Source organism: Paenibacillus sp. Y568, assembly GCF_059445545.1.
Map to the genome: position 1 here is coordinate 32,322 of NZ_JCAIUM010000017.1, position 25,524 is coordinate 57,845.

General features: G+C 41.6%; 21 protein-coding genes, 1 tRNA gene and 1 other RNA gene. 20 read left to right on the top strand and 3 right to left on the bottom strand.

All coding sequences use genetic code 11. The features are described from left to right. Window positions 1-9: 9 nt before the first annotated feature. The 4 genes from AC1D7X_RS20370 to AC1D7X_RS20385 all read left to right on the top strand — a co-directional run bounded on the left by AC1D7X_RS20370 (window position 10) and on the right by AC1D7X_RS20385 (window position 3,687). Complete coding sequence (locus tag AC1D7X_RS20370; protein ID WP_495457965.1) at window positions 10-1,029, top strand: polyamine ABC transporter substrate-binding protein; 1,020 nt, start codon at window positions 10-12, stop codon at window positions 1,027-1,029. Window positions 1,030-1,272: 243 nt separating this feature from the next. Continuing rightward, a complete protein-coding gene (locus tag AC1D7X_RS20375; RefSeq protein ID WP_495457931.1) occupies window positions 1,273-2,046 on the top strand; it encodes a DUF2087 domain-containing protein in 774 nt (257 codons plus the stop codon). Between the two features lie 27 nt (window positions 2,047-2,073). Beyond that, window positions 2,074-2,481 carry a GIY-YIG nuclease family protein gene (locus tag AC1D7X_RS20380; RefSeq protein WP_495457930.1) on the top strand — a complete coding sequence of 136 codons (408 nt, stop codon included), beginning with the start codon at window positions 2,074-2,076 and terminating at the stop codon, window positions 2,479-2,481. A 132-nt stretch (window positions 2,482-2,613) separates the two neighbouring features. Next, window positions 2,614-3,687, top strand: coding sequence for a DUF3298 and DUF4163 domain-containing protein (locus tag AC1D7X_RS20385; protein WP_495457929.1), 1,074 nt, complete (start codon window positions 2,614-2,616; stop codon window positions 3,685-3,687). 60 nt (window positions 3,688-3,747) lie between these two features. Here AC1D7X_RS20385 and clpP read toward each other — a convergent pair whose 3' ends face one another. Then, window positions 3,748-4,338, bottom strand: coding sequence for an ATP-dependent Clp endopeptidase proteolytic subunit ClpP (gene clpP, locus AC1D7X_RS20390; RefSeq protein WP_495457928.1), 591 nt, complete (start codon window positions 4,336-4,338; stop codon window positions 3,748-3,750). 189 nt (window positions 4,339-4,527) lie between these two features. Continuing rightward, window positions 4,528-4,602, bottom strand: a tRNA-Arg gene (locus AC1D7X_RS20395). A 282-nt stretch (window positions 4,603-4,884) separates the two neighbouring features. Between AC1D7X_RS20395 and AC1D7X_RS20400 the strand changes: the two genes are divergently transcribed. The 13 genes from AC1D7X_RS20400 (at window position 4,885) to AC1D7X_RS20460 (ending at window position 21,484) form a co-directional block, all read left to right on the top strand. Beyond that, window positions 4,885-5,934, top strand: coding sequence for a sugar-binding transcriptional regulator (locus AC1D7X_RS20400; protein ID WP_495457927.1), 1,050 nt, complete (start codon window positions 4,885-4,887; stop codon window positions 5,932-5,934). 84 nt (window positions 5,935-6,018) lie between these two features. Then, window positions 6,019-7,029, top strand: coding sequence for a type I glyceraldehyde-3-phosphate dehydrogenase (gap, locus tag AC1D7X_RS20405; RefSeq protein ID WP_495457926.1), 1,011 nt, complete (start codon window positions 6,019-6,021; stop codon window positions 7,027-7,029). 208 nt (window positions 7,030-7,237) lie between these two features. Continuing rightward, complete coding sequence (locus tag AC1D7X_RS20410; RefSeq protein WP_495457925.1) at window positions 7,238-8,419, top strand: phosphoglycerate kinase; 1,182 nt, start codon at window positions 7,238-7,240, stop codon at window positions 8,417-8,419. A gap of 103 nt (window positions 8,420-8,522) precedes the next feature. Next, complete coding sequence (gene tpiA / locus AC1D7X_RS20415) at window positions 8,523-9,275, top strand: triose-phosphate isomerase (RefSeq protein ID WP_495457924.1); 753 nt, start codon at window positions 8,523-8,525, stop codon at window positions 9,273-9,275. 1 nt (window position 9,276) lies between these two features. Next, complete coding sequence (gene gpmI / locus AC1D7X_RS20420) at window positions 9,277-10,821, top strand: 2,3-bisphosphoglycerate-independent phosphoglycerate mutase (protein ID WP_495457923.1); 1,545 nt, start codon at window positions 9,277-9,279, stop codon at window positions 10,819-10,821. 47 nt (window positions 10,822-10,868) lie between these two features. Next, window positions 10,869-12,155, top strand: coding sequence for a phosphopyruvate hydratase (gene eno / locus AC1D7X_RS20425; RefSeq protein WP_495457922.1), 1,287 nt, complete (start codon window positions 10,869-10,871; stop codon window positions 12,153-12,155). A gap of 235 nt (window positions 12,156-12,390) precedes the next feature. Beyond that, window positions 12,391-12,621 carry a preprotein translocase subunit SecG gene (gene secG, locus AC1D7X_RS20430; protein WP_495457921.1) on the top strand — a complete coding sequence of 77 codons (231 nt, stop codon included), beginning with the start codon at window positions 12,391-12,393 and terminating at the stop codon, window positions 12,619-12,621. A 440-nt stretch (window positions 12,622-13,061) separates the two neighbouring features. Then, window positions 13,062-15,980: a ribonuclease R gene (gene rnr, locus AC1D7X_RS20435; protein ID WP_495457920.1), complete on the top strand. Its 2,919-nt coding sequence runs from the start codon at window positions 13,062-13,064 to the stop codon at window positions 15,978-15,980. 144 nt (window positions 15,981-16,124) lie between these two features. Next, the gene (gene smpB / locus AC1D7X_RS20440) at window positions 16,125-16,607 is read left to right on the top strand and encodes an SsrA-binding protein SmpB (protein WP_495457919.1); all 483 of its coding nucleotides are present in this window, start codon (window positions 16,125-16,127) and stop codon (window positions 16,605-16,607) included. Window positions 16,608-16,854: 247 nt separating this feature from the next. Continuing rightward, window positions 16,855-17,219, top strand: a transfer-messenger RNA (tmRNA) gene (gene ssrA / locus AC1D7X_RS20445). 395 nt (window positions 17,220-17,614) lie between these two features. After that, window positions 17,615-18,466: a DNRLRE domain-containing protein gene (locus tag AC1D7X_RS20450; RefSeq protein WP_495457918.1), complete on the top strand. Its 852-nt coding sequence runs from the start codon at window positions 17,615-17,617 to the stop codon at window positions 18,464-18,466. Beyond that, window positions 18,420-21,017, top strand: a complete 2,598-nt coding sequence (locus tag AC1D7X_RS20455; RefSeq protein ID WP_495476004.1) for an autotransporter outer membrane beta-barrel domain-containing protein — start codon at window positions 18,420-18,422, stop codon at window positions 21,015-21,017. The genes AC1D7X_RS20450 and AC1D7X_RS20455 overlap by 47 nt, the downstream gene beginning before the upstream one ends. A gap of 38 nt (window positions 21,018-21,055) precedes the next feature. Next, complete coding sequence (locus AC1D7X_RS20460; protein ID WP_495476005.1) at window positions 21,056-21,484, top strand: S-layer homology domain-containing protein; 429 nt, start codon at window positions 21,056-21,058, stop codon at window positions 21,482-21,484. A gap of 145 nt (window positions 21,485-21,629) precedes the next feature. Here the strand turns inward: AC1D7X_RS20460 and AC1D7X_RS20465 are convergent, their stop codons facing one another. Continuing rightward, complete coding sequence (locus AC1D7X_RS20465) at window positions 21,630-22,373, bottom strand: nitroreductase family protein (protein WP_495457914.1); 744 nt, start codon at window positions 22,371-22,373, stop codon at window positions 21,630-21,632. A 162-nt stretch (window positions 22,374-22,535) separates the two neighbouring features. Here AC1D7X_RS20465 and AC1D7X_RS20470 point away from each other — a divergent pair, with 162 nt between their 5' ends. The 3 genes from AC1D7X_RS20470 (at window position 22,536) to ahpF (ending at window position 25,504) form a co-directional block, all read left to right on the top strand. Next, window positions 22,536-23,027, top strand: a complete 492-nt coding sequence (locus AC1D7X_RS20470; protein WP_495457913.1) for a MarR family transcriptional regulator — start codon at window positions 22,536-22,538, stop codon at window positions 23,025-23,027. 369 nt (window positions 23,028-23,396) lie between these two features. Then, on the top strand, window positions 23,397-23,960 hold the full coding sequence (ahpC, locus tag AC1D7X_RS20475; RefSeq protein WP_495457912.1) for an alkyl hydroperoxide reductase subunit C: 564 nt from the start codon (window positions 23,397-23,399) through the stop codon (window positions 23,958-23,960). A gap of 14 nt (window positions 23,961-23,974) precedes the next feature. Then, window positions 23,975-25,504 (top strand): alkyl hydroperoxide reductase subunit F, encoded by a 1,530-nt coding sequence (gene ahpF, locus AC1D7X_RS20480; protein ID WP_495457911.1) that lies wholly within the window; start codon window positions 23,975-23,977, stop codon window positions 25,502-25,504. The last annotated feature ends 20 nt before the right edge of the window (window positions 25,505-25,524 follow it).

Here is a 25,524-nt window from a genome sequence, read left to right on the forward strand (position 1 = left end):
TTTTTTAGTATGCTTGGAGTTGGAGTTTTGGCAATTTCCCTTTTGGGTGGTTGTTCCTCCAAAGAGAAGTTGCATATTTACAGCTGGGCGGACAATTTTGATGAATCGGTGATATCGGATTTCGAGAAAGAGTTCAATGTGGACGTAACATATGATATTTATGCAAATAATGAGGATCTATTAGCCAAGATTAAAGCTGGAGGCGGAGGTTATGATCTAATCCAACCGTCAGACTATATGGTGGAGACGATGATCAAGAACAATCTGCTAGAACCATTGGATAAGAGTAATATCCCGAATTTCACTAATATTTCGGATACATTCAAAGACCCAACGTTCGATCCAGAGAATAAATATTCCATTGTCTATACTTCTGGTGTAACCGGAATTGCATATAACAAGAAATATATCAAAGATCCAATTGATAGTTGGGAAGATCTATGGAATCCAGCCTATAAGGGAAAAGTATTGCTATTAGATGACAACCGTGAAGTAATCGGTATGGCTCTTAAGAAGCAAGGGTTCTCAAACAGTTCTACCAATGAAGCGGAGATTAAAACAGCCGTAGACGATTTGAAGACATTACTCCCAAGCGTCCTAGCTTTTGATACAGATACTATTAAACAAAAGATGATTCAAGAAGAGGGATGGATCAGTACAGTATGGTCCGGAGATGCTGCGTATATTGTAAAGGATAACCCGGATATTGCGTACGTTGTGCCTAAAGAAGGGGCGACGATATTCTCTGATAACTATGCGATCCCTAAAGGGGCTAAGAATAAAGCATTAGCAGAGAAATTCATCAATTATATGCTGGATCCTCAAGTGAGTGCGACCAACTATGAAGCTATTGGTTATAGTGATCCGAATACCAAAGCGATGGAGTTCCATAGTGAAACCTATCGTAGTAATACGATGATCAACCTGACAGAAGAAGAACTAAATCGGACAGAATGGTTGAGTGATGTAGGGGATACCCTGCAGATCTATGATCGGTATTGGACAGAATTGAAAAGCGGTCGGGAATAACATTCTGTACACATAAAAGAGTAAGTGATATTTGGAAGCAGTTCGAAGCTACAGTCGTAGCTTTGAATTGCTTTTTTTGTTAAAATCTAAACGTTTCTTCGCCGCTAAAGGACGGCGAGGCCGTTTATGCTTGTAAGGATAACGCTGCTTAGATGAATCAAGTCAGACTAACTTGATTAAAAACAAACGATAACATATAATGTCTATTAAATAAGCAAACAATATTGGAAGGTGTCTATAATTATGGGGTATTTATCAAAATATTTCTGGAACGCGAGTGTTGAGGAAATTAAGCAAGGTTATGTGTACGATGCAGAACAGGAGGCATATGTTTGTTTAGTCTGCGGGTTGCGATATGAGAAGGGTATTATCTATAAGGAAGAAGAGGTATTCTACGAAGCGGAGAAATATGTACGTCGGCATATTGCAGGGGAACACACGTCAATGGTGGACTTTTTACTAGGATTAGATAAGAAATGGACGGGATTAACAGATTTGCAGCGAACGTTATTGAACTATTTTCAAATGGGGTTAAGTGACCAAGAGATCGTTAAAGAACTAGATGGAGGAAGTGCCTCAACTATTCGGAATCACCGCTTTACTTTACGTGAGAAGATGAAGCAAGCAAAGGTGTTTCTGTCCATTATGGAGCTAGTGGAGGAGAGATCAAGCAATAAGAACAAGTATATCCATATTCATGATTCTCCTTCGCTGTTGGATGAACGACACTCGATCACGCAGCAAGAGAATGAAGATATTCTTAATACGTATTTTAGTCAGGGTCTAGAGGGCCCGTTAAAAGAATTTCCCAAGAAAGAAAAGCGAAAGATCGTAATTTTGCGTCATCTTATTCAATTGTTTGATGTTCAAAAGTACTATACGGAAAAAGAGGTCAACGCAGTCCTTCAAGCTCGGTTAGATGACTATGTTACATTAAGACGTTATTTGATTGAATATGGATTCATGGAGCGGGAACCGGATGGCAGTCAATATTGGGTGAAAAGTAAGACGAAATAACAAACGATGATGAAGGAAGGGATCGACATGGATCAGCAAAGACGTAAACAATTAGTAACAGAGTATCAACAACGTCCACGTGAAATCGGAGTATATCAAATCTACAATTTGGCGAATCATAAAATATGGATCGGAAGTAGCCTGAATTTACATGGAGCGCTCAATAAAGATGTGTTCATGCTAAATATGGGGAATCATGACTGTAAGGCATTGCAGAAGGAATGGAAGGAATACGGTGAACATCAATTTAAGTTGGAAATATTGGAGAAATTGAAACTGGAGGAAGGTGAGTCTCTAATCGGTATGGTCCCAGTGAATGTACCTGTAAACCACCCATCGAATAAAAAAATTAAGAAAGAGCTCGAGGAATTAGAACAGAAGTGGCTACTTAAGCTTCAACCCTATGGAGATAAGGGGTATCACGAACAGAATTAACGATTTATTGATGGCTGATTAACTCTTACAACTAACGACAATACTGTTACTCAGATGTTACTTTATTCATTTTCCGTTTCGATATACTATGAAGTAATACCATTAATTAGTTGTTGAAGGGAGTATTGGAAAATGAATAAGGTAATGAGATATAGTGTGGCAGTTTTATTAGCTGGTATTCTAGGTACTAGTCTAGGATATACAGGACAAGCATCCACATACGCAGCACCGAATGCGACAAAAGGTACTATTCAACAAACCTCTGTGGTTCTGAAATGGAAGGGAACGACGTTATCCCAGAAAGGGCTAATTCATAATGGGAATACTTTGATTCCCGTGACTGTACTGAGAGATCAAATGGGGCTCCCTTTAACATATAATCCAGGCACAAGAACTTATAGTGTTGGTAGTGGGCATAGACAGTTGAATATCGATGTAATGGAGTATGGGGTTAACACAAACATTAATAACTATTACGTTAATAACTATGAAGTTCAGAATATCAAAGGCAAATTATATGTCCCGTTCAAGTTGATGAGTGATTACTTGGGGTATCAAGGCGTATGGAATCCATCACTTAAATCTCTGAGTATTACTCCAAGAGTGGAGAACCATACGATCATTAAATCAGAATCTGATGAGACGAAGACGAAGGATGCCCTTTTCTTGTTACGCTACCCTATCATTAGTGGACTTGAGAATGCAGACGCGGAGAAAGAGATTAACACTATCCTAGAGAAGCTCAAGGACCAATTCGTAGATGCCTCTAAAGAACAGGCTGCTAAGAGAGATAGTTCTGTCGAGCACACCTACCAATTCTTTCAGAACTATATTGTGACATACAATGAGAATGGAATGCTAAGTATCGTTGTAGATCAGTATAGTTATACGGGTGGAGCACATGGGGGCACATGGCAGACAGGATTAACCTTTTCCTTAAAGAATGGAAAGCTACTTTCGTTAGATGACCTATTGAAAGAGAAAAAGCCCACCTATAAAGTGGAGTTAAATCAATTTGTTGTGAAGAGTCTCAAAGAAATAAATGGGCACTATGAAGATTTTAAAGGGCTTAAAGATGATGCAGACTACTTTCTCAAAACGGATGGCTTAGCGTTGTTCTTTCAACAATATGCCTATACACCCTATGTTGCAGGTATTCCAACATTTGTGATCCCCTATAATCAAGTGCTACCTACTTTAAAATAATAAAACAAAAAACCATGTTCCTCTAGGGAACATGGTTTTTTATAGAGAAAAGTTCTTATTTTATAGAGCTAATGGCTTTTCGATAACTTTGTCGATGATGCCGTACGCCGCAGCATCTGCAGCACTCATGAAGTAATCACGATCGGTATCTTTCTCGATACGTTCAAGTGGTTGCCCTGTACGTTCGGACAATATTTTGTTCAACTTATCACGCATTTTGAGAATACGACGAGCACGAATTTCTATATCCGATGCTTGACCTTGTGCACCACCTAGAGGTTGGTGAATCATGATCTCACTGTTTGGAAGAGCATAACGTTTACCAATTGCACCTGCGTTCAATAGGAAAGCTCCCATTGAAGCAGCCATACCTACACAAATTGTAGATACATCAGGCTTGATATACTGCATCGTGTCAAATATTGCCATTCCGGCTGTAATGGATCCACCAGGACTGTTTACATATAAAGAGATATCTTTCTCTGGGTCTTCAGCAGCTAGAAATAGCATTTGTGCGATAATGGAATTGGCAACCATGTCATTTACATCAGAACCTAAGAAAATGATGCGATCTTTCAAAAGTCTAGAATAGATGTCATAAGCGCGTTCACCGCGGTTGCTTTGTTCAACGACCATAGGAATATAACCCACGTTGAAAACCTCCCTTTATTTAGCTAAATTATAACCTTTATTATACATACGATTACCGTATTTACCACATGATAAACATTTTAAATGAAAAAGTCAAAGAAAGTCAAACTCTGAACAAAAAAAATAGCCCTGATTGGACTTTGAGCGTTTGGTTAAAGATATTATAGAGACAAGCTACTGCAATAATAATGGCGCGCCCGCGAGGAATTGAACCTCGATCTCAGGCTTCGGAGGCCTACGTCATATCCATTTGACCACGGGCGCACGTTAAGCAATAGCAAAAATCATTATATGATAAATACGCAACAATAGCAAGGACTATCATGATGTATCTTCATTTTACTTTGCATAATAAGTAGAAGATAGATAGCGAAGATATGTAGTATGAGGGATTGGTACTTATTATGTATAAGAATTTCAAAACTTGTGAAATATACTCAGGGAATGCTTGCAACAGGAGCAAATATTGGTTACAATAGAGGTGGGACTTAAAAAGTTAACCCGGGACATTTTAAGGCCATGGAGAATGTAGCAGGAGTGGAAAGCATGCGAAATTTATTGGAAATACAAAAGCAGCTTCTGCCTGATCTCATGGAAACACTCAAGACAAGGTATAGTATTCTTCAACGAATCATGCTGTTTGATATGATTGGTCGTAGAACGCTCGCCGCGTCGCTTCATATGACGGAACGTGTATTACGGTCCGAGACAGATCTATTGAAATCGCAAGGACTAATAGAGATTGAAAGTACGGGGATGAAAATTAGTGATTCAGGTAGAAAATTGCTGGAGTCGCTAGAGCCCATTGCTAAGAATCTATTTGGACTCGCTGATTTGGAAGATAGAATTCGTCAAGCATATGGACTACGTAAGGTAGTGATTGTGCCTGGTGATTCTGAGTTATCGACGTTCTCTAAACGAGAATTGGGGCGTGCAGGTGCAAAGGCCCTGCTAAGCGTCATGAGTAATGAGGATATAATCGCTGTTACAGGAGGTTCAACACTTGCTGCAGTCGCTGAGCAACTGACTCAACAGTCATCATCCCACGCTAAGCGAACTTGGTTCGTACCAGCTCGTGGTGGACTAGGTGAGAGCATGGAGTTCCAAGCGAACACCGTTGCTTCTACGATGGCTAAGAGTGTGGGAGCCCAATATCGATTATTGCATTTGCCGGATTTACTCAGCGAAGATGCTTATCAATCGCTTGTCCAAGATAAGAACATTCAGGAAATTGTTCAGTTAATCAGACAGTCAAGAATCATCGTGCACGGCATTGGTGATGCCATGGAAATGACACGTCGCAGAAAGCTTGATGCAGCTACAATTGAAGCTATTAGAGTGGATGGCGCAGTTGCTGAGTCCTTTGGTTATTATTTCAATGATAAAGGTGCTATGGTTCATAAGATGATGATTTTAGGTCTTCGACTGGAAGATATCATGAACACTGAAATTGTAATTGGGATTGCAGGCGGTAAGAGTAAGGCCAGAGCAATACACGCCGTTCTTAGGTTTGGTCAGGAAGATATACTCGTCACAGACGAGGCTGCCGCCTTAGAAATTGAGAGAGAGATGGAAGAACAGGCTCTCACAACTTAGAAGATTGACTATTATTTTGTTGTCACGACAGGCTTAATAACCCGTCTTGAATAAATAAAAACGAATTTCGGGAGGAAATATTAAATGACTGTAAAAGTTGGTATTAACGGATTTGGACGTATTGGTCGCCTTGCATTTCGTCGTATTCAAGCTGTGGAAGGTATCGAAGTAGTAGCTATTAATGACTTAACAGATGCTAAAATGTTAGCTCATCTTTTAAAATATGATACAACTCAAGGTCGCTTTGATGGTGACGTTGAAGTACATGACGGTTTCTTCAAAGTAAACGGTAAAGAAGTTAAGGTTCTAGCTAACCGTAACCCTGAAGAATTGCCTTGGGGAGATCTTGGTGTAGAAATCGTACTAGAATGTACTGGATTCTTCACTACTAAAGAAGCAGCTGAGAAGCATTTGAAAGGCGGAGCTAAAAAAGTCGTTATCTCTGCTCCAGCTACAGGCGACATGAAGACTGTTGTTTACAACGTTAACCATGAAATCCTTGATGGAACTGAAACTGTAATCTCTGGTGCTTCTTGTACTACTAACTGCCTAGCTCCTATGGCAAAAACATTACAAGATAATTTCGGTATTGTTGAAGGTTTGATGACAACAATCCACGCTTACACTGGCGACCAAAATACTTTGGATGCTCCTCACGCTAAAGGAGACTTCCGTCGTGCTCGCGCAGCTGCTGAGAACATTATTCCTAACACAACGGGTGCTGCTAAAGCAATCGGCCTAGTTATTCCTGAACTTAAAGGTAAATTGGATGGTGCTGCTCAACGTGTTCCAGTTGCAACTGGTTCATTGACTGAGTTGGTTACTGTTCTTGAAAAGAATGTAACTGTTGAAGAAATTAACGCTGCTATGAAAGCTGCTTCTGATGTGGACACTTATGGATACACAGAAGACGAAATCGTATCTTCTGATATCAAAGGTATTACATTCGGATCATTGTTTGACGCTACACAAACAAAAGTATTGACTGTTGGCGACAAACAATTGGTTAAAACAGTAGCTTGGTATGACAACGAAATGTCCTACACAGCACAACTTATTCGTACTTTGGAATACTTCGCTAAATTGGCTAAGTAATAAAGACAAAGCACTTAGAAAACTTAAAGAGCGGAAACGGGTAATATGGTTTCCGCTCTTTATAAAATAACGAAAAAATATCTTAAATTTAAGATATGGGTTTATAGAACGGTTACGCTCCTTCATGGGCGTCATGCTGTAGATGCTTTAAATGTTATTCCTTAGATTCCAATCGATAAAAATATAATGGGTGTGGGGGAACGTGGAGATGAATAAGAAGAGTGTACGGGATGTAGAGGTTAATGGATTAAGAGTATTTGTTCGTGTCGATTTCAATGTACCACTCGAAGATGGTAAAATTACCGATGATACACGTATTCGTGAAACTCTACCAACGATTAAATATTTGGTAGAACACGGAGCTAAAGTTATTTTGGCAAGTCATATGGGGCGTCCAAACGGACAAGTGGTAGAATCCATGCGTTTGACTCCTGCAGCTGAGCGTTTGTCTGAGTTGCTCGGTAAGAAAGTGATCAAAGCTAATGAGTCTGTTGGCGAAGCTGTTAAATCCCAAATTGCTGAAATGACTAATGGTGACGTATTATTGCTTGAGAACGTGCGGTTCTATCCTGGAGAAGAGAAGAATGACACTGAACTAGCGAAACAATTTGCTGAACTAGCAGATTTGTTCGTGAATGACGCCTTTGGCGCTGCTCACCGTGCTCATGCTTCTACAGAAGGTATTGCTCATCTTCTGCCAGCAGTATCCGGACTATTGATGGAAAAAGAATTGTCCGTGCTAGGTAAAGCATTCTCTACGCCTGAGCGTCCTTTTACAGCGATCGTTGGGGGATCGAAGGTTAAAGATAAAATTGACGTAATTAACAACTTGCTAAATCTTGCTGATAACGTGCTTATCGGTGGTGGATTAGCTTATACGTTCTTCAAAGCACAAGGACATGAAATTGGTCTATCCCTGTGTGATGATTCTAAACTTGACACTGCACTAGGATTCATTGAGAAGGCTAAAGAGCTTGGTAAAAACTTCATGCTTCCGGTCGACATTGTCATTGCTGACGACTTCAGTGCTGATGCAAATGTTCAAATCGTTGACATCGATAGCATTCCTGCAGGTTGGGAAGGCGTAGATATCGGACCGAAGACTCGTGCTCTTTATGCTGATGTAATCAAAAACTCCAAATTGGTTGTATGGAATGGACCAATGGGAGTTTTTGAAATGGAACCATTCGCTAATGGTACACTAGAAGTAGCTCAGGCATGTGCTACTACGGATGCTTATACGATCATTGGTGGTGGAGATTCAGCTGCAGCAGCTGAGAAATTCCATTTAGCTGATCAAATGAATCATATCTCTACGGGTGGCGGAGCTTCCCTTGAGTTCATGGAAGGCAAAAAACTTCCTGGTGTAGAGGCATTGAACGATAAATAAATCCTAAATATTCGTTTATAAATGACGGATTGCTTCACCTAGCATGTTGAGGGTGGACAGCCCGTCAGATATAAATGTGTAGGGAATACAAGGAGTGAATAGCATGAGAACACCTATTATCGCAGGTAACTGGAAGATGTTTAAAACAGTTCCAGAGGCTGAAGCGTTTATTGAAGAAATCAAAGGTAAAGCAGAAGTAACTGGTGTTGAGAGTGTTATTTGTGCACCATTTACCAACCTTCCAGCATTAGTAGAAGCTGTTAAAGGAACTGCTATCAAGATTGGTGCGCAGAATTTACATTTCGAAGACAACGGTGCTTACACTGGTGAAATCAGTGGCGTTATGTTAAAAGATCTAGGCGTTGACTATGTCATTATTGGTCACTCCGAACGTCGTGCTTATTTCGCTGAATCCGATGAAATTGTAAACAAGAAAGCACACGCTGCGTTTAAACATGGCATTACACCGATCATCTGCGTTGGTGAGAAGCTAGAAGAACGTGAAGCTGACCAGACTAAAGCAGTATGTAAAGTTCAGACTGAAGGTGCCTTGAAAGGGCTGACTGCTGAACAAGCAGCTCAAGTCGTTATCGCATACGAACCAATCTGGGCTATTGGTACAGGTAAATCTTCAACTGCACAAGATGCTAATGAGGTTATTTCCTATATCCGTGATCTAGTTAAAGGTTTATATGGTGAGAATGTTGCGAATGCTGTACGTATTCAATATGGCGGTAGTGTGAAGCCTGAGAATGTGGTAGAATACATGGGTCAAAGCGACATTGACGGAGCATTAGTCGGCGGAGCTAGCTTGCAACCTGATTCATTCGTTCAGCTTGTTGAGGGGGCGAAGTAAGATGCCAGCACCAAGACCGGTAGCCTTAATCATCATGGATGGTTTCGGACTTCGTAATACTCAAGAGGGTAATGCGGTAGCACAAGCCAAAAAGCCTAACTATGAACGGTTGATGAGCCAATATCCTAACTCTACTCTTATTGCTTGTGGTGAAGAAGTTGGATTGCCAGCAGGACAAATGGGTAATTCTGAGGTAGGTCATCTTAACATTGGTGCAGGCCGTATTGTTTATCAGGACTTGACTCGTATCTCCAAATCCATTCGTGATGGCGAGTTCTATGAGAATCCTACATTGGTGGAAGCTGTTCGCGCTGCCAAGGTAAACAATAAGAAATTCCATATCTATGGTCTATTGTCCGATGGAGGTGTACATAGTCACATTGAACATGTCTTTGCGATGCTCGATTTGGCTAAGAAGGAAGGTCTGGACGAAGTCTATATTCATGCCTTTCTAGATGGACGTGACGTATCTCCAGACTCAGGTAAGCATTTCGTTGAACAATTGAATGCTAAGATGGAACAAGTTGGGATCGGTAAAATTGCGACAGTACAGGGCCGTTATTATGCTATGGACCGTGACAAACGTTGGGAACGGGTTGAGAAGTCATACCGTGCTATCGTTTATGGAGATGGACCACAGTATACAGACGCGCTTCAAGCTGTGACGGAATCATACGAGAAATCGATTTTTGATGAATTCGTAGAACCTACCGTTATTGTAGATGAGCAGGGTAACCCAGTATCTACAGTTGAAAGCGGAGATTCAATTGTATTCTTGAATTTCCGTCCTGACCGTGCAATTCAATTGTCTCAAGTGTTCACGAACAAGGATTTCCGCGGTTTCGATCGTGGACCTAAGTTCCCTGAGAATCTACACTTTGTATGCTTGACGATGTTCAGTGAAACCGTAGAAGGTTATGTTGCATATGAACCGAAGAACCTAGATAATACGCTTGGGGAAGTATTGGTACAGAACAACAAGAAACAACTACGTATTGCTGAGACAGAGAAATATCCGCATGTCACTTTCTTCTTCAGTGGTGGGCGCGATGTTGAACTGCCAGGTGAGACTCGTATTCTGATTAATTCACCAAAAGTAGCTACGTATGATTTGCAACCAGAGATGAGTGCTTATGAAGTAGCTGATGCTGCAGTGAAAGAGATCGAAGCTGAGAATCACGATTGCATCATTCTTAATTTCGCGAATCCGGATATGGTAGGACACTCAGGTATGCTTGAGCCTACGATTAAGGCAGTTGAAGTGACGGATGAATGTATGGGTAAAGTGGTTGATGCTGTCATTGCTAAAGGCGGGGTAGCCATTATTATTGCTGACCACGGTAACGCTGATATGGTATTTGATGAGCAAGGACGTCCATTTACTGCACATACAACTAATCCTGTTCCGTTCATTCTGACAGCTTCTGATGTTGTGTTACGCGATGGTGGTATATTGGCAGATGTTGCACCTACGATCCTAGATCTAATGCAATTGCCTAAACCTGTTGAAATGACTGGCGTATCTATGATAGCTAGTCACAAATAAGTGAATTTTTACAAAAAAATGATGTTCAAACAAAGGAGAAAAAACACATGACTATTATTTCTGACGTGTATGCTCGCGAAGTCCTAGATTCTCGTGGTAACCCAACAGTTGAGGTTGAAGTATATTTGGAATCAGGCGGTCTTGGCCGTGCAATCGTACCATCCGGTGCATCTACTGGTGCTCATGAAGCGGTTGAGCTTCGTGACGGTGACAAATCTCGTTACCTTGGTAAAGGTGTATTGCAAGCTGTTAAGAACGTAAACGACATTATTGCTCCTGAAGTTATTGGTATGGATGCATTGGATCAAGTCGGTATCGACAAAATGATGATCACTCTTGATGGAACACACAACAAAGGTAAATTGGGTGCTAATGCTATTCTAGCTGTATCCATGGCTGTAGCTCGCGCTGCTGCTGACGCTTTGGATCTTCCTTTGTATGTTTACCTTGGCGGATTCAACGCTAAAGTTCTTCCAGTACCAATGATGAACATCATCAACGGTGGTGAGCATGCTGATAACAACATCGACGTTCAAGAGTTCATGGTTCTTCCAGTAGGAGCTCCAAGCTTTAAAGAAGCTCTTCGTGTTGGAGCAGAAATCTTCCACAACTTGAAATCCGTATTGAGTTCTAAAGGATTGAACACAGCTGTAGGTGATGAAGGCGGATTCGCACCGAACCTTAGCTCAAATGAAGAAGCAATCACAACAATTATCGAAGCTATCGAAAAAGCTGGTTACAAACCAGGCGTTGATGTATTCCTAGGTATGGACGTTGCTTCTACTGAGTTCTACAAAGATGGTAAATATACACTTGCTGGTGAAGGTAAATCTTACACTTCCGCTGAGTATGTTGATCTTCTTGCTTCATGGGTTGAGAAGTACCCAATCATCACAATCGAAGACGGTATGTCCGAAGATGACTGGGATGGATGGAAATTGCTTACTGAAAAATTGGGCGATAAAGTTCAATTGGTTGGTGATGACTTGTTCGTTACGAACACTGAGCGTCTTGCAACAGGTATCGAAAAAGGTATCGGTAACTCCATCTTGGTTAAGGTTAACCAAATTGGTACATTGACTGAAACTTTCGATGCAATTGAAATGGCTAAGCGCGCTGGTTACACAGCTGTTATCTCTCACCGTTCTGGTGAATCAGAAGATAGCACAATCGCTGATATCGCTGTTGCAACAAATGCTGGTCAGATCAAAACAGGTGCTCCTTCCCGTACTGACCGTATCGCTAAATACAACCAATTGCTTCGCATCGAAGATCAATTGGGTGAATTAGCTCAATACAACGGTATGAAATCTTTCTACAACTTGAAAAAATAATTTAACATAGATAAAAAAGGCCAGATCGGGTGCACACCGACTGGCTTTTTTTTAATATAAGAAATGAGTACGTTTGGCTTGACCCTCTAGGTTATGGATATTCCCCCTAATTGAGGAGGTAATCTTGTCAAATATAGGCTCATGTGATACAATAAGAATGCTGTTTTCCGTAAATAACTAATTAATTCAACTTGGAATACATTAGAATGTTTGACACGTTTAGGAGGTGGAATGAATGGAACTCTTTTTACAAGTATTACTCGTTATTTTCTCCATTGGTTTAATCGCGGTGGTTCTCTTACAAAAAGGGAAAAGTGCAGGGCTTTCCGGCGCCATCTCCGGCGGTGCTGAACATCTTTTTGGTAAAAGTAAAGCTCGTGGTATGGACTTGGTCCTACAGCGTGTAACGGTTGCATTGGCAGCAGGATTCTTTATCCTTGCTATTGCAGTAGCTGTTGTTAGCTAATGAGAATTTCCGAAACCTTCGCTCTTACATATCCTATGTGGAGTGAAGGTTTTTTTGTTAAATAAAAATAGCAATCCTCATCCTCGTTCACTGACATTTGTAAATAATTCTTCTAACCCTTCATGTTAACTCTCCTATACAAACTCTATTTTGAATCTTGATATCCCAAAAATTTGAAACACTTCCTCGTAGAACACTTCCTCGTAGTTTGACTAATGTTTCCCTGTCTTTATTCATATGTAATTGGTGTGATGGTGTTGAACAATGAAGAGGTACATAGATGGAAAAGGGATGTTTGGGATTGAAATCGTGTATACTAGGGTAAGGGTATAGTAAAGAAATAAATGGTAAACAAATAAATAATAAAGAAATAATATGAAGCAAAGGATACATAAGAGCTTGCATTGCATCTATATTGCAAGTCATCTGAGGTGATAAATATGATATCAGAAGAAGAGATACTGAATTTTATGCGTGAAACAGCTTATAAGCCAATGACATACCAAGAGCTGGAACAGCATTTTGGGATTAGTCAGGCTCAGGATTTCAAGGAATTCGTGAAACTGTTGAACGCCATTGAACAAGACGGAAAAATTATACTAACACGTACCAATCGTTATGGTGTACCGGAGCGTATGGATCTTATACGTGGTCGCGTACAAGCGCATGCCAAAGGTTTTGCATTTCTAATTCCAGACGATCGGGACCACCCCGATGTCTACATCAACGCTAACGACCTTAAGAGTGCTATGAACGGTGACATTGTCCTTGTTCGTGTTACTTCAAAGAGTGCAGCTGGAGGTAAGTTAGAAGGCGAAATTATCCGTATAGTGAAACGGGCAATTACACAAGTGGTTGGGATATTCCAGAATAACGAAGCGTATGGTTTCGTATTGCCTGATGACAAGCGAATTAACCGTGATATTTTTATACCTAAGAATGCATTTAATGGTGCTGTGGACGGTGAGAAGGTCGTTGTACGGATTGTGAACTATCCAGAAGGGCGTTCTGCTGCAGAAGGCGAAGTAGCTGAAGTACTTGGTCATAAGGATGATCCGGGTGTAGACATTATCTCTATTATTCGTAAACATCAATTACCAGAAGCATTTCCTGAGGAAGTATTGGCTGAAGCGGAACAAGCGCCGGATTCCATTACTGATGAGGAGATTGCTCAGCAAGGCAGACGTGACCTACGTAATAAAACCATTGTAACAATTGATGGTGAAGATGCTAAGGATCTAGATGATGCTGTTAATGTTGAGCTTTTACCGAATGGGCACTATCTCCTTGGAGTTCATATCGCCGATGTAGGTTATTATGTGCGAGAGGGCTCTGAGCTGGATAAGGAAGCTTACAATCGTGGATGCAGCGTTTATTTGGTTGATCGCGTTATTCCGATGTTGCCACATCGCCTATCGAATGGGATCTGTAGTCTTAATCCCCAGGTGGACAGGCTAACGTTATCATGTGAGATGGAATTCGATGAGAATATGAAAGTCGTTAATCATGATGTGTTTACGAGCGTAATTCGAACGAAAGAACGCATGACCTATACGAATGTACGCAAAATTCTAGAGGATGAAGATCCTGAGTTAATGGAGCGTTATAGTGACTTAGTTGATACCTTCCGACTGATGAAAGAATTGGCTTTGAAGCTTCGTGGTAATCGCATGCGCCGTGGCGCTGTGGATTTTGACTTCCAAGAATCTAAAGTCATTGTGGATGAGAAGGGTAAGGCTGTAGATATTGTCAAAAGAGAACGTTCAATCGCGGAGCAAATGATTGAAGAGTTCATGCTTGCGGCGAATGAGACGGTAGCTGAGCATTTCCATTGGCTAAAAGTACCGTTCATCTATCGTATCCATGAGAATCCAGATCCAGAGAGACTACAGAACTTCTTGGCTTTTGCTGAGAATTTTGGCTTTCATGTCAAAGGTCGCGGAAACTCTATCCATCCAAGAGCTCTACAAGGGTTACTTGAAGATATTCAAGGAACAAAGGAACAAACGGTTATCAGTACGATGATGCTTCGTTCGATGAAGCAAGCGAAATATGATGCAGAGACGTCAGGTCATTTCGGGCTCGCGGCTGAGTACTATTCACACTTTACATCACCTATTCGTCGATATCCTGACCTTGCAATACATCGTGTCATTCGAGAAGTGATCGAGAACAAGGGGATGTTAAGTAATAAGCGTCAGGAATACCTTGCTTCACGTATGCCGGATGTAGCTCAACAATCTTCCGAGCGTGAGCGCGTTGCGGTGGAAGCAGAACGAGATACGGATCAGCTTAAGAAGGCTGAGTATATGTTGGATAAGGTTGGCGAAGAATTCGATGGAATGATCAGCAGTGTGACTAACTTCGGTATGTTTATTGAGCTAGAGAATTCAGTCGAAGGTTTAATTCGTTTGAGTGCGCTGACAGACGACTATTATCACTTTAATGAACAGATGATGTCATTAATTGGTGAACGTACTTCTAAAGTATTCCGCATTGGTGACGAATTGAAGATTCGTGTAGCACGTGTGAATATGGACGACCATACGATCGATTTTGAATTGATCGATATGAAGCCGCGGAAGGAAGGTAGCCGAGGCGGAAATGGGGGTCGTCCAGCAGGGGCAAATGGCAGTTTTGGTAAAGGTCCGGGCCGTGGAGGTAACAAGAACGGAGCTCGTGGTGATAAGGGAGCTTCAGGAAAGACAACTGGTGGGAAAATCGGATCTAACAGCAGAGGCACAAAGGCGCCTGGTGCACATGGTGGAGGTAAGAAGAAAGCGATGAATATGGGGAATAATACAATGGTTAACGGTGCAGCTACAGATGCAGGGAGTAAGCCATCTGAAGGCAGAGGTAGTAGAGGTAAAGGTAAATCGGGCGGTTTCAACAACCGTAAAGGCAATAAGGATGTTGCTTTTAAACCTGTAAATGACAATGTAGTTGTTGCTGAGGGTGGTAAAACCGCTACTCCAAGTGAAAATACGAAACCAGCTAGTCGTGGAGCAGCTCCTAGACGTGAAGGTGGAAATAGTGGTAATAAGGATAAGGGCGCAGGACGTAAACGTGACCGTGGTCCAGGTGCTCCAGCAGGTCGTTATGATGCTTTACAGACAACGCGTGGTCCTGGATTTGCATTCGGATCAGGTAAGGGAGGATACGGAGCAGGAGCAACTAGCGAGACAACACGTAACGATAGTTCACCTTCCAATGGGAATGGACGTAAACCTTCAGGTCGCGGTGGAATCTTTCTAGGTGGAGAAGCAACACCGGGAAGTGGTGCTGGAGGCAATTCACGTAAACGCCCAGCAAGAGAAGAGCAAAGTAAGACAAACGAAACCTCAAGCGAAGAGAAGTAGTAGATACCTTTAGAAGCTTAGAGGGCTTGCCTCATCTTGATTTTGAAGGATGCAGTTGATACAATGGATTTCTGGTATATTCTTTGTTGGATGAGGAATATGTACCAGAATCCATTTTTTATCATGATGTAAGGGGTTGAGGACATGGGTAAGAATAATAGTGACGGGAAAGTCTTGGCCCAGAACAAGAAAGCTTCCCATGATTATTTCATAGAAGAAACGTATGAAGCTGGAATGGTCTTAACGGGTACAGAGATTAAGTCACTTCGTAATGGTAGATCGAACATTGGTGATGCGTTTGCTACGATTCGTAATGGTGAGATTCATATTCATAATATGCACATCAGCCCTTTTGAACAAGGGAATCGGAGTAATCCGACGGATCCAACGCGAACACGTAAACTTCTTATGCATAAAGTACAGATTAAGAAGTTAGTCGGGTTGTTGAAGCAAGAAGGTTACACGGTTGTTCCACTTAAGATCTATATTAAGAATGGCTATGCAAAGCTACTTATTGGTCTAGGTCGAGGGAAGAAACAATACGATAAAAGAGATACTGCTGCTAAACGTGATGCACAGCGTGATATTCAACGTGCTTTACGAGAGAAGCAAAAGATTGCACGATAACGGTTTGATGCAGGATGGTAAACGGCTGAAGTTTCTTTAGGCTCACATGTCTGGCAATCTTGACCTATATTTCCTTGAACTAAGTTTCATAATGTATGCCATATGTGATATACTTAGTTATACGAGATCACTTGATCTTGTTGATTGATTACCTTCTAGTTGTCCTTTTTCATGGAGGAAAAGGATACTGAATAGAACATCATGTCTTGACTACTCAAGATTCTATCCTAGAAGCCCTTTATATTAAGGGGGCGTTTATGGATTCGACGGGGATAGTTTGAGCATGAGTAGCGGGTAGTGGGGACGCGTCCGCTTTATCAACGCTAAAGCCTATTAAATGGCAAAACACAAAACAACTACGCATTAGCAGCTTAATAACCTGTTAGCGTGCTCCTACCTAGCATCGTCCATGTGACTAGACTAGGGGCTAACAAATAGTGGAATACGCTGTCTCATCTCCGCCTGCGGTGAGCTGAAGAAGATAATCAGGCTGACCCAACGTATAGCCGGTTACGGGGCGATACTCGGGTGACATCAAAACTGTGACTACACCCGTAGAATCTTATGTGTCGATATTTTCGGACAGGGGTTCGACTCCCCTCGCCTCCATTTGAAAGACCCGCTGATCTAGCGGGTTTTTTCTTGTTTAGGGAGTGAATTGTAGACGGGCGCCTTAAATGTGGCGTTCTTTTTATTGGCTATAAGGATACCCAAAAGGTGTCCTTTTTTTCGTTGTATGGAGGAGGTGCGAGACAAGAATTGGGCACATCCATATCCTCGTATTTGGATAAATATACAAATTTGTCATGTGACAATATTGATGACAGCAGTCACTATTTTCTAAAATGCTGTAAATATATAATAGATTGATTACATATAAAGATGGGACAGTACGTATACGCTTTTCATGTATAAGTTTAGATAGACACGTATAAGTGAAGTTCATCGCCAAGTGTGAAATGAATTATATTATATTGATATTTTTTTTGATGAAAAGGAGAGTAATCATGAAAGAAAAAATTCTAGTTCTATTAATGATTATTGTTATTGTATTCACGACAATCACACCCGGGTTGATACTAAGAGTTGAGGCGGCAGTGGGGACAGTTACAAAGACCTTTACAGCTACGAAGGATACGATGGAGTTAAACGGTCATATTCAGTATGACGGCATTCATGATAATGATGGGAATGGCTTTCTTGGTATTGGCAGGATTAATGACCAATACGGGAATGTTCGGCAGAGGGCTGGCATAACGTTTGATTTGGGTGTGCCCGAAGGGAATGTTGTATCAGCAGAGTTGGTCTTGACTGTTGCTACTGTTATCAGAAATCCTAACCATACTTTGTATATGGAAGCCAGAAGATCTGCGACGAATGATTTGAATTATGTAACCTTTCCATCTTTAGATACGAGTAGTCCTTATGCAGATAAATTCATTGCGAAGAGTACTGATGAAGTGCCTATGGGTACTTATCTTGAGAATCAATCCATTACTTTTAATGTGAAAAGTGCTGTAGATGCTTTCACAGATGTCACGGATCGTAAAATCACCTTCTTACTCAATGGGAATGAGGCAGACGCTGACAGCGGCTGGTTCTCCATTCACTCCTTAGAGACTCATGAGAATGCTGCATACCGTCCGAAGCTAGTCGTTACTTATGAGACTGGACCGGTTAATACTCCCCCTGTGGGTTCTTTTATGATTTCGGAGGGAGTAGCGACAAACATAAGCACAGTTAATTTATCCGTAATAGGATCAGATCCTGATGCAGGGGATAGTGTTACCCATATGAGATTTGCGGATAGCGTTGCTAACTTGTCAGCGGCTTCTTGGCTGCAATACAGCAACATTTAGTCTAACTGGAGGAGATGGATCGAAGACCATCTATATGCAGCTTAGGGATTACAACAATGGGATCTCAACCAATTCTTCTCAAACCATTCTATTGGATCAAACAGCACCAACAGGTACACTGATCATTAATGATGGTGCCTCATGGTCGAAATCACACACGGTCACTTTGAAAGGAACCTATACGGATGGAAGCGGCTCAGGAGTTGAGCAGGCACGCCTTTCTAATATTAACGGCAGTTGGCAGACCAGTTGGTTCAGTATCGCTGACCTGAACGGGAGGTCATGGGTCCTTCCAGCTGGCGAGGGAGCTCAGACCGTATATGTACAATATAGAGATAAAGTCGAAAATTCGAGCAGTTCTGTTATTAGCAGTACGATTGCAGTAGATATAACCGCACCTGTTATTACGAATGTAGTCAATGGCAAAGCATATAACAGCACAGTTACCCCTCTTTTTAACGAAGGCAGCGGATTGCTTAATGGGAGCCCTTATTCCAGCGGTACAGATATTACGCAGGATGGAGCATATACGTTAATCGTCACCGATCCAGCAGGTAATAGTGCTACGGTGAGCTTCCGTATTGATACGGCGTTACCTATAGTGGTGGGAGTATACAATGGCGAAATATACAACACGAGCAAAACGATTACCTTTAACGAAGGGACAGCGACCTTAAACGGAGCAGTTTTTGTGAATAATACACAAGTTACACTAGAAGGTGTGTATACTCTAGTCGTAACAGATGATGCAGGCAATAAAGCAATTATTAGCTTCGTGATTGATAAGACAGGACCGATGGTGATGGGAGTTAGCAACGGTGGATTCTATAAAACAAAAGTATCTGTGGGCTTCAACGATGGAACGGCTACGCTGAACGGTGTGGCATTTGCTAATGGTACGGATATTGATCAGGATGGCAATTATACTCTGGTCGTAACGGATGCTGTAGGAAATGTAACGACCGTAAGCTTCATGATTGACACGGTAGCTCCAGTTGTAACGGGAGTAGCAGATGGAGGAGTTTACAAGTTAAGTAAGACGGTAGTTTTTAACGAAGGAACCGCAACGTTGAATGGGGCGGCCTTTACAAGCGGGACAGAAGTTACACAAGATGGTATTTATACGCTAGTTGTCACGGATCAGGCAGGTAATGTGACGACGGTTAATTTTGAGGTTAATAATGTCGGACCAACGGTTACGGGAGTAACGGAGGGTGAAGTCTATAAGTCAGTAACTCCTATATTTATGAAAGGAACGGCGAAGCTGAATGGAACAACCTTTGTCAGCGGTACGGAGATCATACTGGAGGGGGATTACACACTTGTTGTAACGGATGCAGCGAGTAACGCGACAACCATTAAATTTCAAATTGATGTAACTGCCCCAGAGGGTACGGTAAGTATCCAAGCAGGTGCAGAATGGACAAATGTGACGGACGTTACACTCACTCTGACTAGTAACGACGGAAACAATGGTAGCGGAATAGCGGAGATGCGCTTTTCTAACAACGGAAGTGATTGGGGAAACTGGGAACCATCAGTTATAACAAAGGCTTGGAGCCTTGTAACGGGGGACGCGGAGAAGACGGTTTATGTACAGTTTAAAGACAAGGTTGGCAATGTGAGTGGAACCATTAATGACGTTATTAAGCTGGATCAAACGATTCCTACAGGAACAATCGCTATAGACAAGGGTGAAACCACGACAAGCAGCAAGTCAGTGGCAGTAACTTTAACTTCTTCAGATGGTGCAGGTAGTGGCGTGACTGAAATGCGTTTCTCCGAAGATAGTGTGACGTGGTTGAGTTGGGAGGCCATATCATCTGAGAAAAAATGGCGTTTTACGGGTGAAGCGGGATTAAAGAAACTTTACGTCCAATTCCAAGACGCAGTAGGTAATATTAGTACGTCAAACTTGGCTTCAATTACCTATCAAGAAAGCTCGGGTGTTAGCGGCGGGGGTTCTAACGGGGGTGGTTCTAGCAGCGGTGGTTCTGTAAGTGAGGGGAGCACAGAAATTCTTCCTAGTGTTGATGCTGTCATTATTAGTACAGGGGGGAAGTCGGAGGTAGCAAAAGTTGATGTTAAAATGGTCGAAGGAAAAAAGGTAACAACGGTCTTCTTGGAAGAAGCTCAACTTCAAGCGATGCTGAATAAATCGGACAACAAACCGATTATTACGATTACGGTTCGTAACCATTCTGAAACCGTCAATTGGGAGATGAACTCTGAACTCCTACAAATCTTGGAGAACAACAATGCAATCATTCAAGTGATTACGGAAACGGTAGTGTATACTCTTCCCTTGGATCAAGTTAGCGTTAATAAATGGCGTAATCAACTAGGAACCGATATTCCTTTAAAGGACATGAAGATCAAGGTGCAAATAATTAATCTTCCTATATCGGGATTTGAGAATTTGGGTCATGGGCAGGTTTCATTTGTCGTTCCGCCGATTAGTTTTTCTATAAAGGGGTTATATGGAAACAAGGAAATAGAATTAAATCAATTCGATACTTTTGTGGAAAGGCGCTTGTACCATCCGACATGAGCTTAACTCCCGTCGTAATACGTGTAGGATCTATCCCTGTGGGTAATACAATTATTATTAATGGAGCAGACGAGCAACAGTTTATACCGGATAGTGATATTACACGCGCAGAGTATATAGCGATTATTACTAGATCATTAGGCTTAAGCTCAGCAAACAAGACATTTCATTTCAATGATATAGAGGAGAAAGCCTGGTATCATCAATCCGTTCAGATCGGGTTTTCTTATGGTTTGGTCGATGGATATAACGATGGTTCCTTCAGCCCTAATGAGAAGATAACTAGACAGGAAGCGATGGTTATTCTATCTAGGGCAATGAAGCTTGTGGAGTTGAATAAGGAGATAGACGGTACGAAGCAGCAAGAGTTAGTCAGCAATTTCGCAGATAGTGAACAATTGGCCTCTTGGGCTCGTCAAGCTGCAGCAATCATTCAGCGATTACTTCAACAAGCTGAATTTGTTTAAAATAACTACAGCGTATGGTGATCTTGTACAGCCAAGCTCCTCGCCTCCATTTTTAAATCCACAACCAAATCCGGTTGTGGATTTTTCATTTTAGGGATAAGAGACTATAAGAAAAGGTCAACATGCCTTATATAGACAATCCTCACTACTTCAAATCAAAACCTTTACTTTTTACGTATTCGGTATATCCGCCCAACGGCAAATCTTTTTCTAGCATGGCAATAAATTTGCCGGACCAGCTTGCCTTCTGTTTGTTATTCGTTCGTGCGCCATAGTATTCCTCGATTTCCCGGTCATAGCTTTCGACCTTTGCTTTAAGATCGTGATCATACTGGTTTTCAAAAAATACGGCAGACTGGGGCAACCGTGGCTTTTGCTCAGGGAATTCATCGGGAATCCCTACTGCAAGACCGACCAAAGGAATGACGAGGTTCGGCAGGTCAAGCCATTTGTCGAGGGCAGGCAAGGTTTCGTTTATTCCACCGATAATTACGGCTCCGAGCCCCATTGATTGGGCAGCCAAATTGGCATTTTGCAGAGCAAGCGAGGCACTCAGTACAGCGGTTTGATAAAAATACGAGAAGCTCAGGGTATGACTCATTTTCTCTTGTTGTTCCGGGCTGGCGGCTAGCATCATCCGATGTAGATCGGTGCAAAAAATAAAAAAGTACCCGCATTCCCCAATTGAGGGATTTTTCGAATGCACTGCGATATTCTTCAGCAGTTCCTGATCAGTAATGCCGATGATTGTGAACGGCTGCATATGCGCCGAGGTTGGTGCCATCTGCGCTGCATCGACAATGGCTTCGATTTGCTCGCCAGTCAACGGAATATTTTGAAACTTACGGATGGAGCGATGTTCGCGGATCAGTTGAATAACCTCATTCATTAAAATTCCCTCCCAATAGATAGTTTCTGCTGAAGCTATAGGAAGACCCCGTTTCACCTTATGGTTTCCATGGAAACCATATTACCAAGAAAAAGATATTGTGTCAAATAGTTTCCATGGAAACTATGATATAATTAAAATAAAAAAAGGTAGGCTTCCCTTATGGCAGAAGATATGAATGATGATTTACTTCAGCTCAAAAACCGCATCGAAAAATCAATCTACCGGATCCTCATTAGCGAAGCCGACGAGGACCAGGATCGACTGTGGCTCATGGACCGTATTTCTGACGACCGGCTAAAAAAGATGCTGCCCAGCCTATCTGTCTCAAGTCTCCATGTTTTGGACGTCATCAATACGCATGAAGGCATTATAGGGGCTGATATTGCCCGCGATATGGAGTTAACAAAAGGCGCCGTCTCGAAAATCACCCGTAAATTGTTGGATCAGGGCCTGATTCAGAAGAAACAACTGCCGGACAACCTGAAAGAGATTTACTTCTCCGTGAGTCCGCTCGGTGCCGAATTGGCCGAACTGCATCGGTTATTCCACCAAGAGCAGGATAAGAAAGCGATGGGATTGTTAACAAGCTTCGACGTAGCGTCGTTGGAAATCGTGGCAGACTTTATGGAGAAGCTAGCCAGCTTGAAATAGGGGAAATATTTTAAGATACCTTTAGATATTTATTTAGTTTTATAGTATATTTGTAATTAATAGGAATATTATGCGTCTATTTTAAAGGTTCAGGATTTTGTCACTCTATAAGAGAGATCACTCCATCATCATCTTGAGGAAGTGAATACTCTGGTTCAATTCGAAGCATAATGTGTAATGAAATTAACATGTAATTTAGAGCGTAGTTTAGAGAGTTCACAAAATGTTAATTATAATTATTCTAAACTAACTTGACGGATTATATTATTTAGTTAATAATAATGATTATAAAGTATATTCACAGTTAGTTGTTTTAAGGCTTGAATATACTATATTAATACTAATACAACTTAAAAGGAGATTATAAATATGTCACTTATCGGAACAGAAGTACTACCATTCACAGCATCTGCATTTCAAGACGGTAAATTTATTGATGTTACAGAGGAAAATTTCAAAGGTAAATGGAGTGTAGTGTGCTTTTACCCAGCTGACTTTACATTCGTATGCCCTACAGAACTAGAAGATCTACAGAACCAATATGAAACTTTAAAAGGTCTTGGTGTTGAAGTGTATTCCGTATCAACAGATACTCATTTCACACATAAAGCATGGCATGCAAGTTCTGATGCTATTGGTAAAGTTAAATACATTATGATCGGTGATCCTTCCCATGTTGTTTCTCGTAACTTTGATGTATTGATCGAAGCTGATGGTCTAGCTGATCGTGGTACATTCATTATTGATCCAGACGGCGTTATCCAAACGGTTGAGATTAATGCAGGAGGCATTGGTCGTGATGCTAGTGCTCTTGTTAACAAAATCAAAGCTGCGCAGTATGTACGTAACCATCCAGGTGAAGTTTGCCCAGCGAAATGGTCTGAAGGTGCTGCAACACTTAAACCAAGTCTTGATCTTGTAGGTAAAATTTAAGGTAGGTGTAGAAGATGAGACTAGATCCAGAAATAAAGTCCCAACTAGAACAATACCTCCAGCTCTTGGAAGGTAATATCGTGTTAAGGGTTAGCGCAGGCGATGATGAGGCATCTGAAGAAATGTTGTCACTGATCGATGAACTCGCTACCATGTCTTCCATGATCACTGTGGAAAACACACAATTACCTAGAACGCCAAGCTTTAGCGTAAATCGTGTGGGTGAAGAAACAGGCGTAACTTTTGCTGGAACACCATTAGGCCATGAATTTACTTCATTAGTACTCGCTCTATTACAAGTTAGTGGACGAGCTCCTAAGGTTGAACAGAATGTTATTGATCAGATCAAGAACATTCGTGGTGAATATACGTTTGAAACTTATATCAGCTTAAGCTGTCATAATTGTCCTGATGTTGTACAAGCCCTGAACTTGATGTCCATCCTTAATCCTGGTATTTCTCATACGATGATTGATGGTGGAGCCTTCAAAGAAGAGGTAGAACGCAAGGAAATTATGTCTGTACCAAGTGTTTACCTTAACGGTGAATTCTTCGAAAGCGGTCGTATGACCGTAGAAGAGATTCTTGCCAAAATGGGTAATGGTCCTGACGCGTCAGAGTTTGACAATAAAGAACCTTTTGACGTACTTGTTGTTGGTGGCGGTCCATCAGGTGCAAGTGCAGCAATTTATGCAGCACGTAAAGGAATTCGCACAGGTATTGTTGCTGAACGCTTTGGCGGTCAGGTCAATGATACTGTGGGTATTGAGAACTTTATCAGTGTTAAATATACTGAGGGTCCTAAGCTCGTGGCTAGCATTGAAGAGCAGGTTAAAGAATATGGCATCGATATAATGAATCTACAGCGTGCAAAACGTCTTGAGAAGAAGGATCTAATCGAAGTTGAACTCGAGAATGGTGCGATTCTGAAGAGTAAGGCAGTTATCCTATCAACAGGTGCACGTTGGCGCAATATGGGTGTTCCTGGTGAAACAGAGTTCAAGAACAAAGGTGTGGCTTATTGCCCCCATTGTGACGGTCCTTTATTCATAGGAAAAGATGTTGCCGTTGTTGGTGGCGGTAATTCAGGTATTGAAGCTGCAATTGATCTTGCAGGAATTGTGAAACATGTGACAGTTCTTGAATTTGCACCAGAACTAAAAGCTGATGCTGTGTTACAAGATCGCCTTTACAGTCTGCCTAATGTTACTGTACTGAAAAACGTTATGACAAAAGAAGTGACTGGAACTGATAAAGTTAACGGTATTTCTTATGAAGAACGTGATACAGGAGCAATCAAGCATATTGAATTGCAGGGTGTGTTTGTACAGATCGGTCTTGTACCTAATACCGATTGGTTAGGTGACATGGTTGAACGAACTCGCATGGGTGAGATTGTTGTAAACAGTCACGGTGCTACAAACATACCTGGAGTATTTGCTGCAGGAGATTGTACGAATAGTGCTTATAAGCAGATCATCATTTCTATGGGATCTGGTGCTACTGCGGCGTTAGGTGCTTTCGATTATTTAATCCGAAGCTAATAAGCTAGAAATAGCGAGCC

Excerpts from the sequence above, each read along its gene's own strand:
- AC1D7X_RS20370 (WP_495457965.1), top strand. The coding sequence starts at position 10 with ATGCTTGGAGTTGGAGTTTTGGCAATTTCCCTTTTGGGTGGTTGTTCC.
- AC1D7X_RS20375 (WP_495457931.1), top strand. The coding sequence starts at position 1,273 with ATGGGGTATTTATCAAAATATTTCTGGAACGCGAGTGTTGAGGAAATT.
- AC1D7X_RS20380 (WP_495457930.1), top strand. The coding sequence starts at position 2,074 with ATGGATCAGCAAAGACGTAAACAATTAGTAACAGAGTATCAACAACGT.
- AC1D7X_RS20385 (WP_495457929.1), top strand. The coding sequence starts at position 2,614 with ATGAATAAGGTAATGAGATATAGTGTGGCAGTTTTATTAGCTGGTATT.
- AC1D7X_RS20400 (WP_495457927.1), top strand. The coding sequence starts at position 4,885 with ATGCGAAATTTATTGGAAATACAAAAGCAGCTTCTGCCTGATCTCATG.
- gap (WP_495457926.1), top strand. The coding sequence starts at position 6,019 with ATGACTGTAAAAGTTGGTATTAACGGATTTGGACGTATTGGTCGCCTT.
- AC1D7X_RS20410 (WP_495457925.1), top strand. The coding sequence starts at position 7,238 with ATGAATAAGAAGAGTGTACGGGATGTAGAGGTTAATGGATTAAGAGTA.
- tpiA (WP_495457924.1), top strand. The coding sequence starts at position 8,523 with ATGAGAACACCTATTATCGCAGGTAACTGGAAGATGTTTAAAACAGTT.
- gpmI (WP_495457923.1), top strand. The coding sequence starts at position 9,277 with ATGCCAGCACCAAGACCGGTAGCCTTAATCATCATGGATGGTTTCGGA.
- eno (WP_495457922.1), top strand. The coding sequence starts at position 10,869 with ATGACTATTATTTCTGACGTGTATGCTCGCGAAGTCCTAGATTCTCGT.
- secG (WP_495457921.1), top strand. The coding sequence starts at position 12,391 with ATGGAACTCTTTTTACAAGTATTACTCGTTATTTTCTCCATTGGTTTA.
- rnr (WP_495457920.1), top strand. The coding sequence starts at position 13,062 with ATGATATCAGAAGAAGAGATACTGAATTTTATGCGTGAAACAGCTTAT.
- smpB (WP_495457919.1), top strand. The coding sequence starts at position 16,125 with ATGGGTAAGAATAATAGTGACGGGAAAGTCTTGGCCCAGAACAAGAAA.
- AC1D7X_RS20450 (WP_495457918.1), top strand. The coding sequence starts at position 17,615 with ATGAAAGAAAAAATTCTAGTTCTATTAATGATTATTGTTATTGTATTC.
- AC1D7X_RS20465 (WP_495457914.1), bottom strand. The coding sequence starts at position 22,373 with ATGAATGAGGTTATTCAACTGATCCGCGAACATCGCTCCATCCGTAAG.
- AC1D7X_RS20470 (WP_495457913.1), top strand. The coding sequence starts at position 22,536 with ATGGCAGAAGATATGAATGATGATTTACTTCAGCTCAAAAACCGCATC.
- ahpC (WP_495457912.1), top strand. The coding sequence starts at position 23,397 with ATGTCACTTATCGGAACAGAAGTACTACCATTCACAGCATCTGCATTT.
- ahpF (WP_495457911.1), top strand. The coding sequence starts at position 23,975 with ATGAGACTAGATCCAGAAATAAAGTCCCAACTAGAACAATACCTCCAG.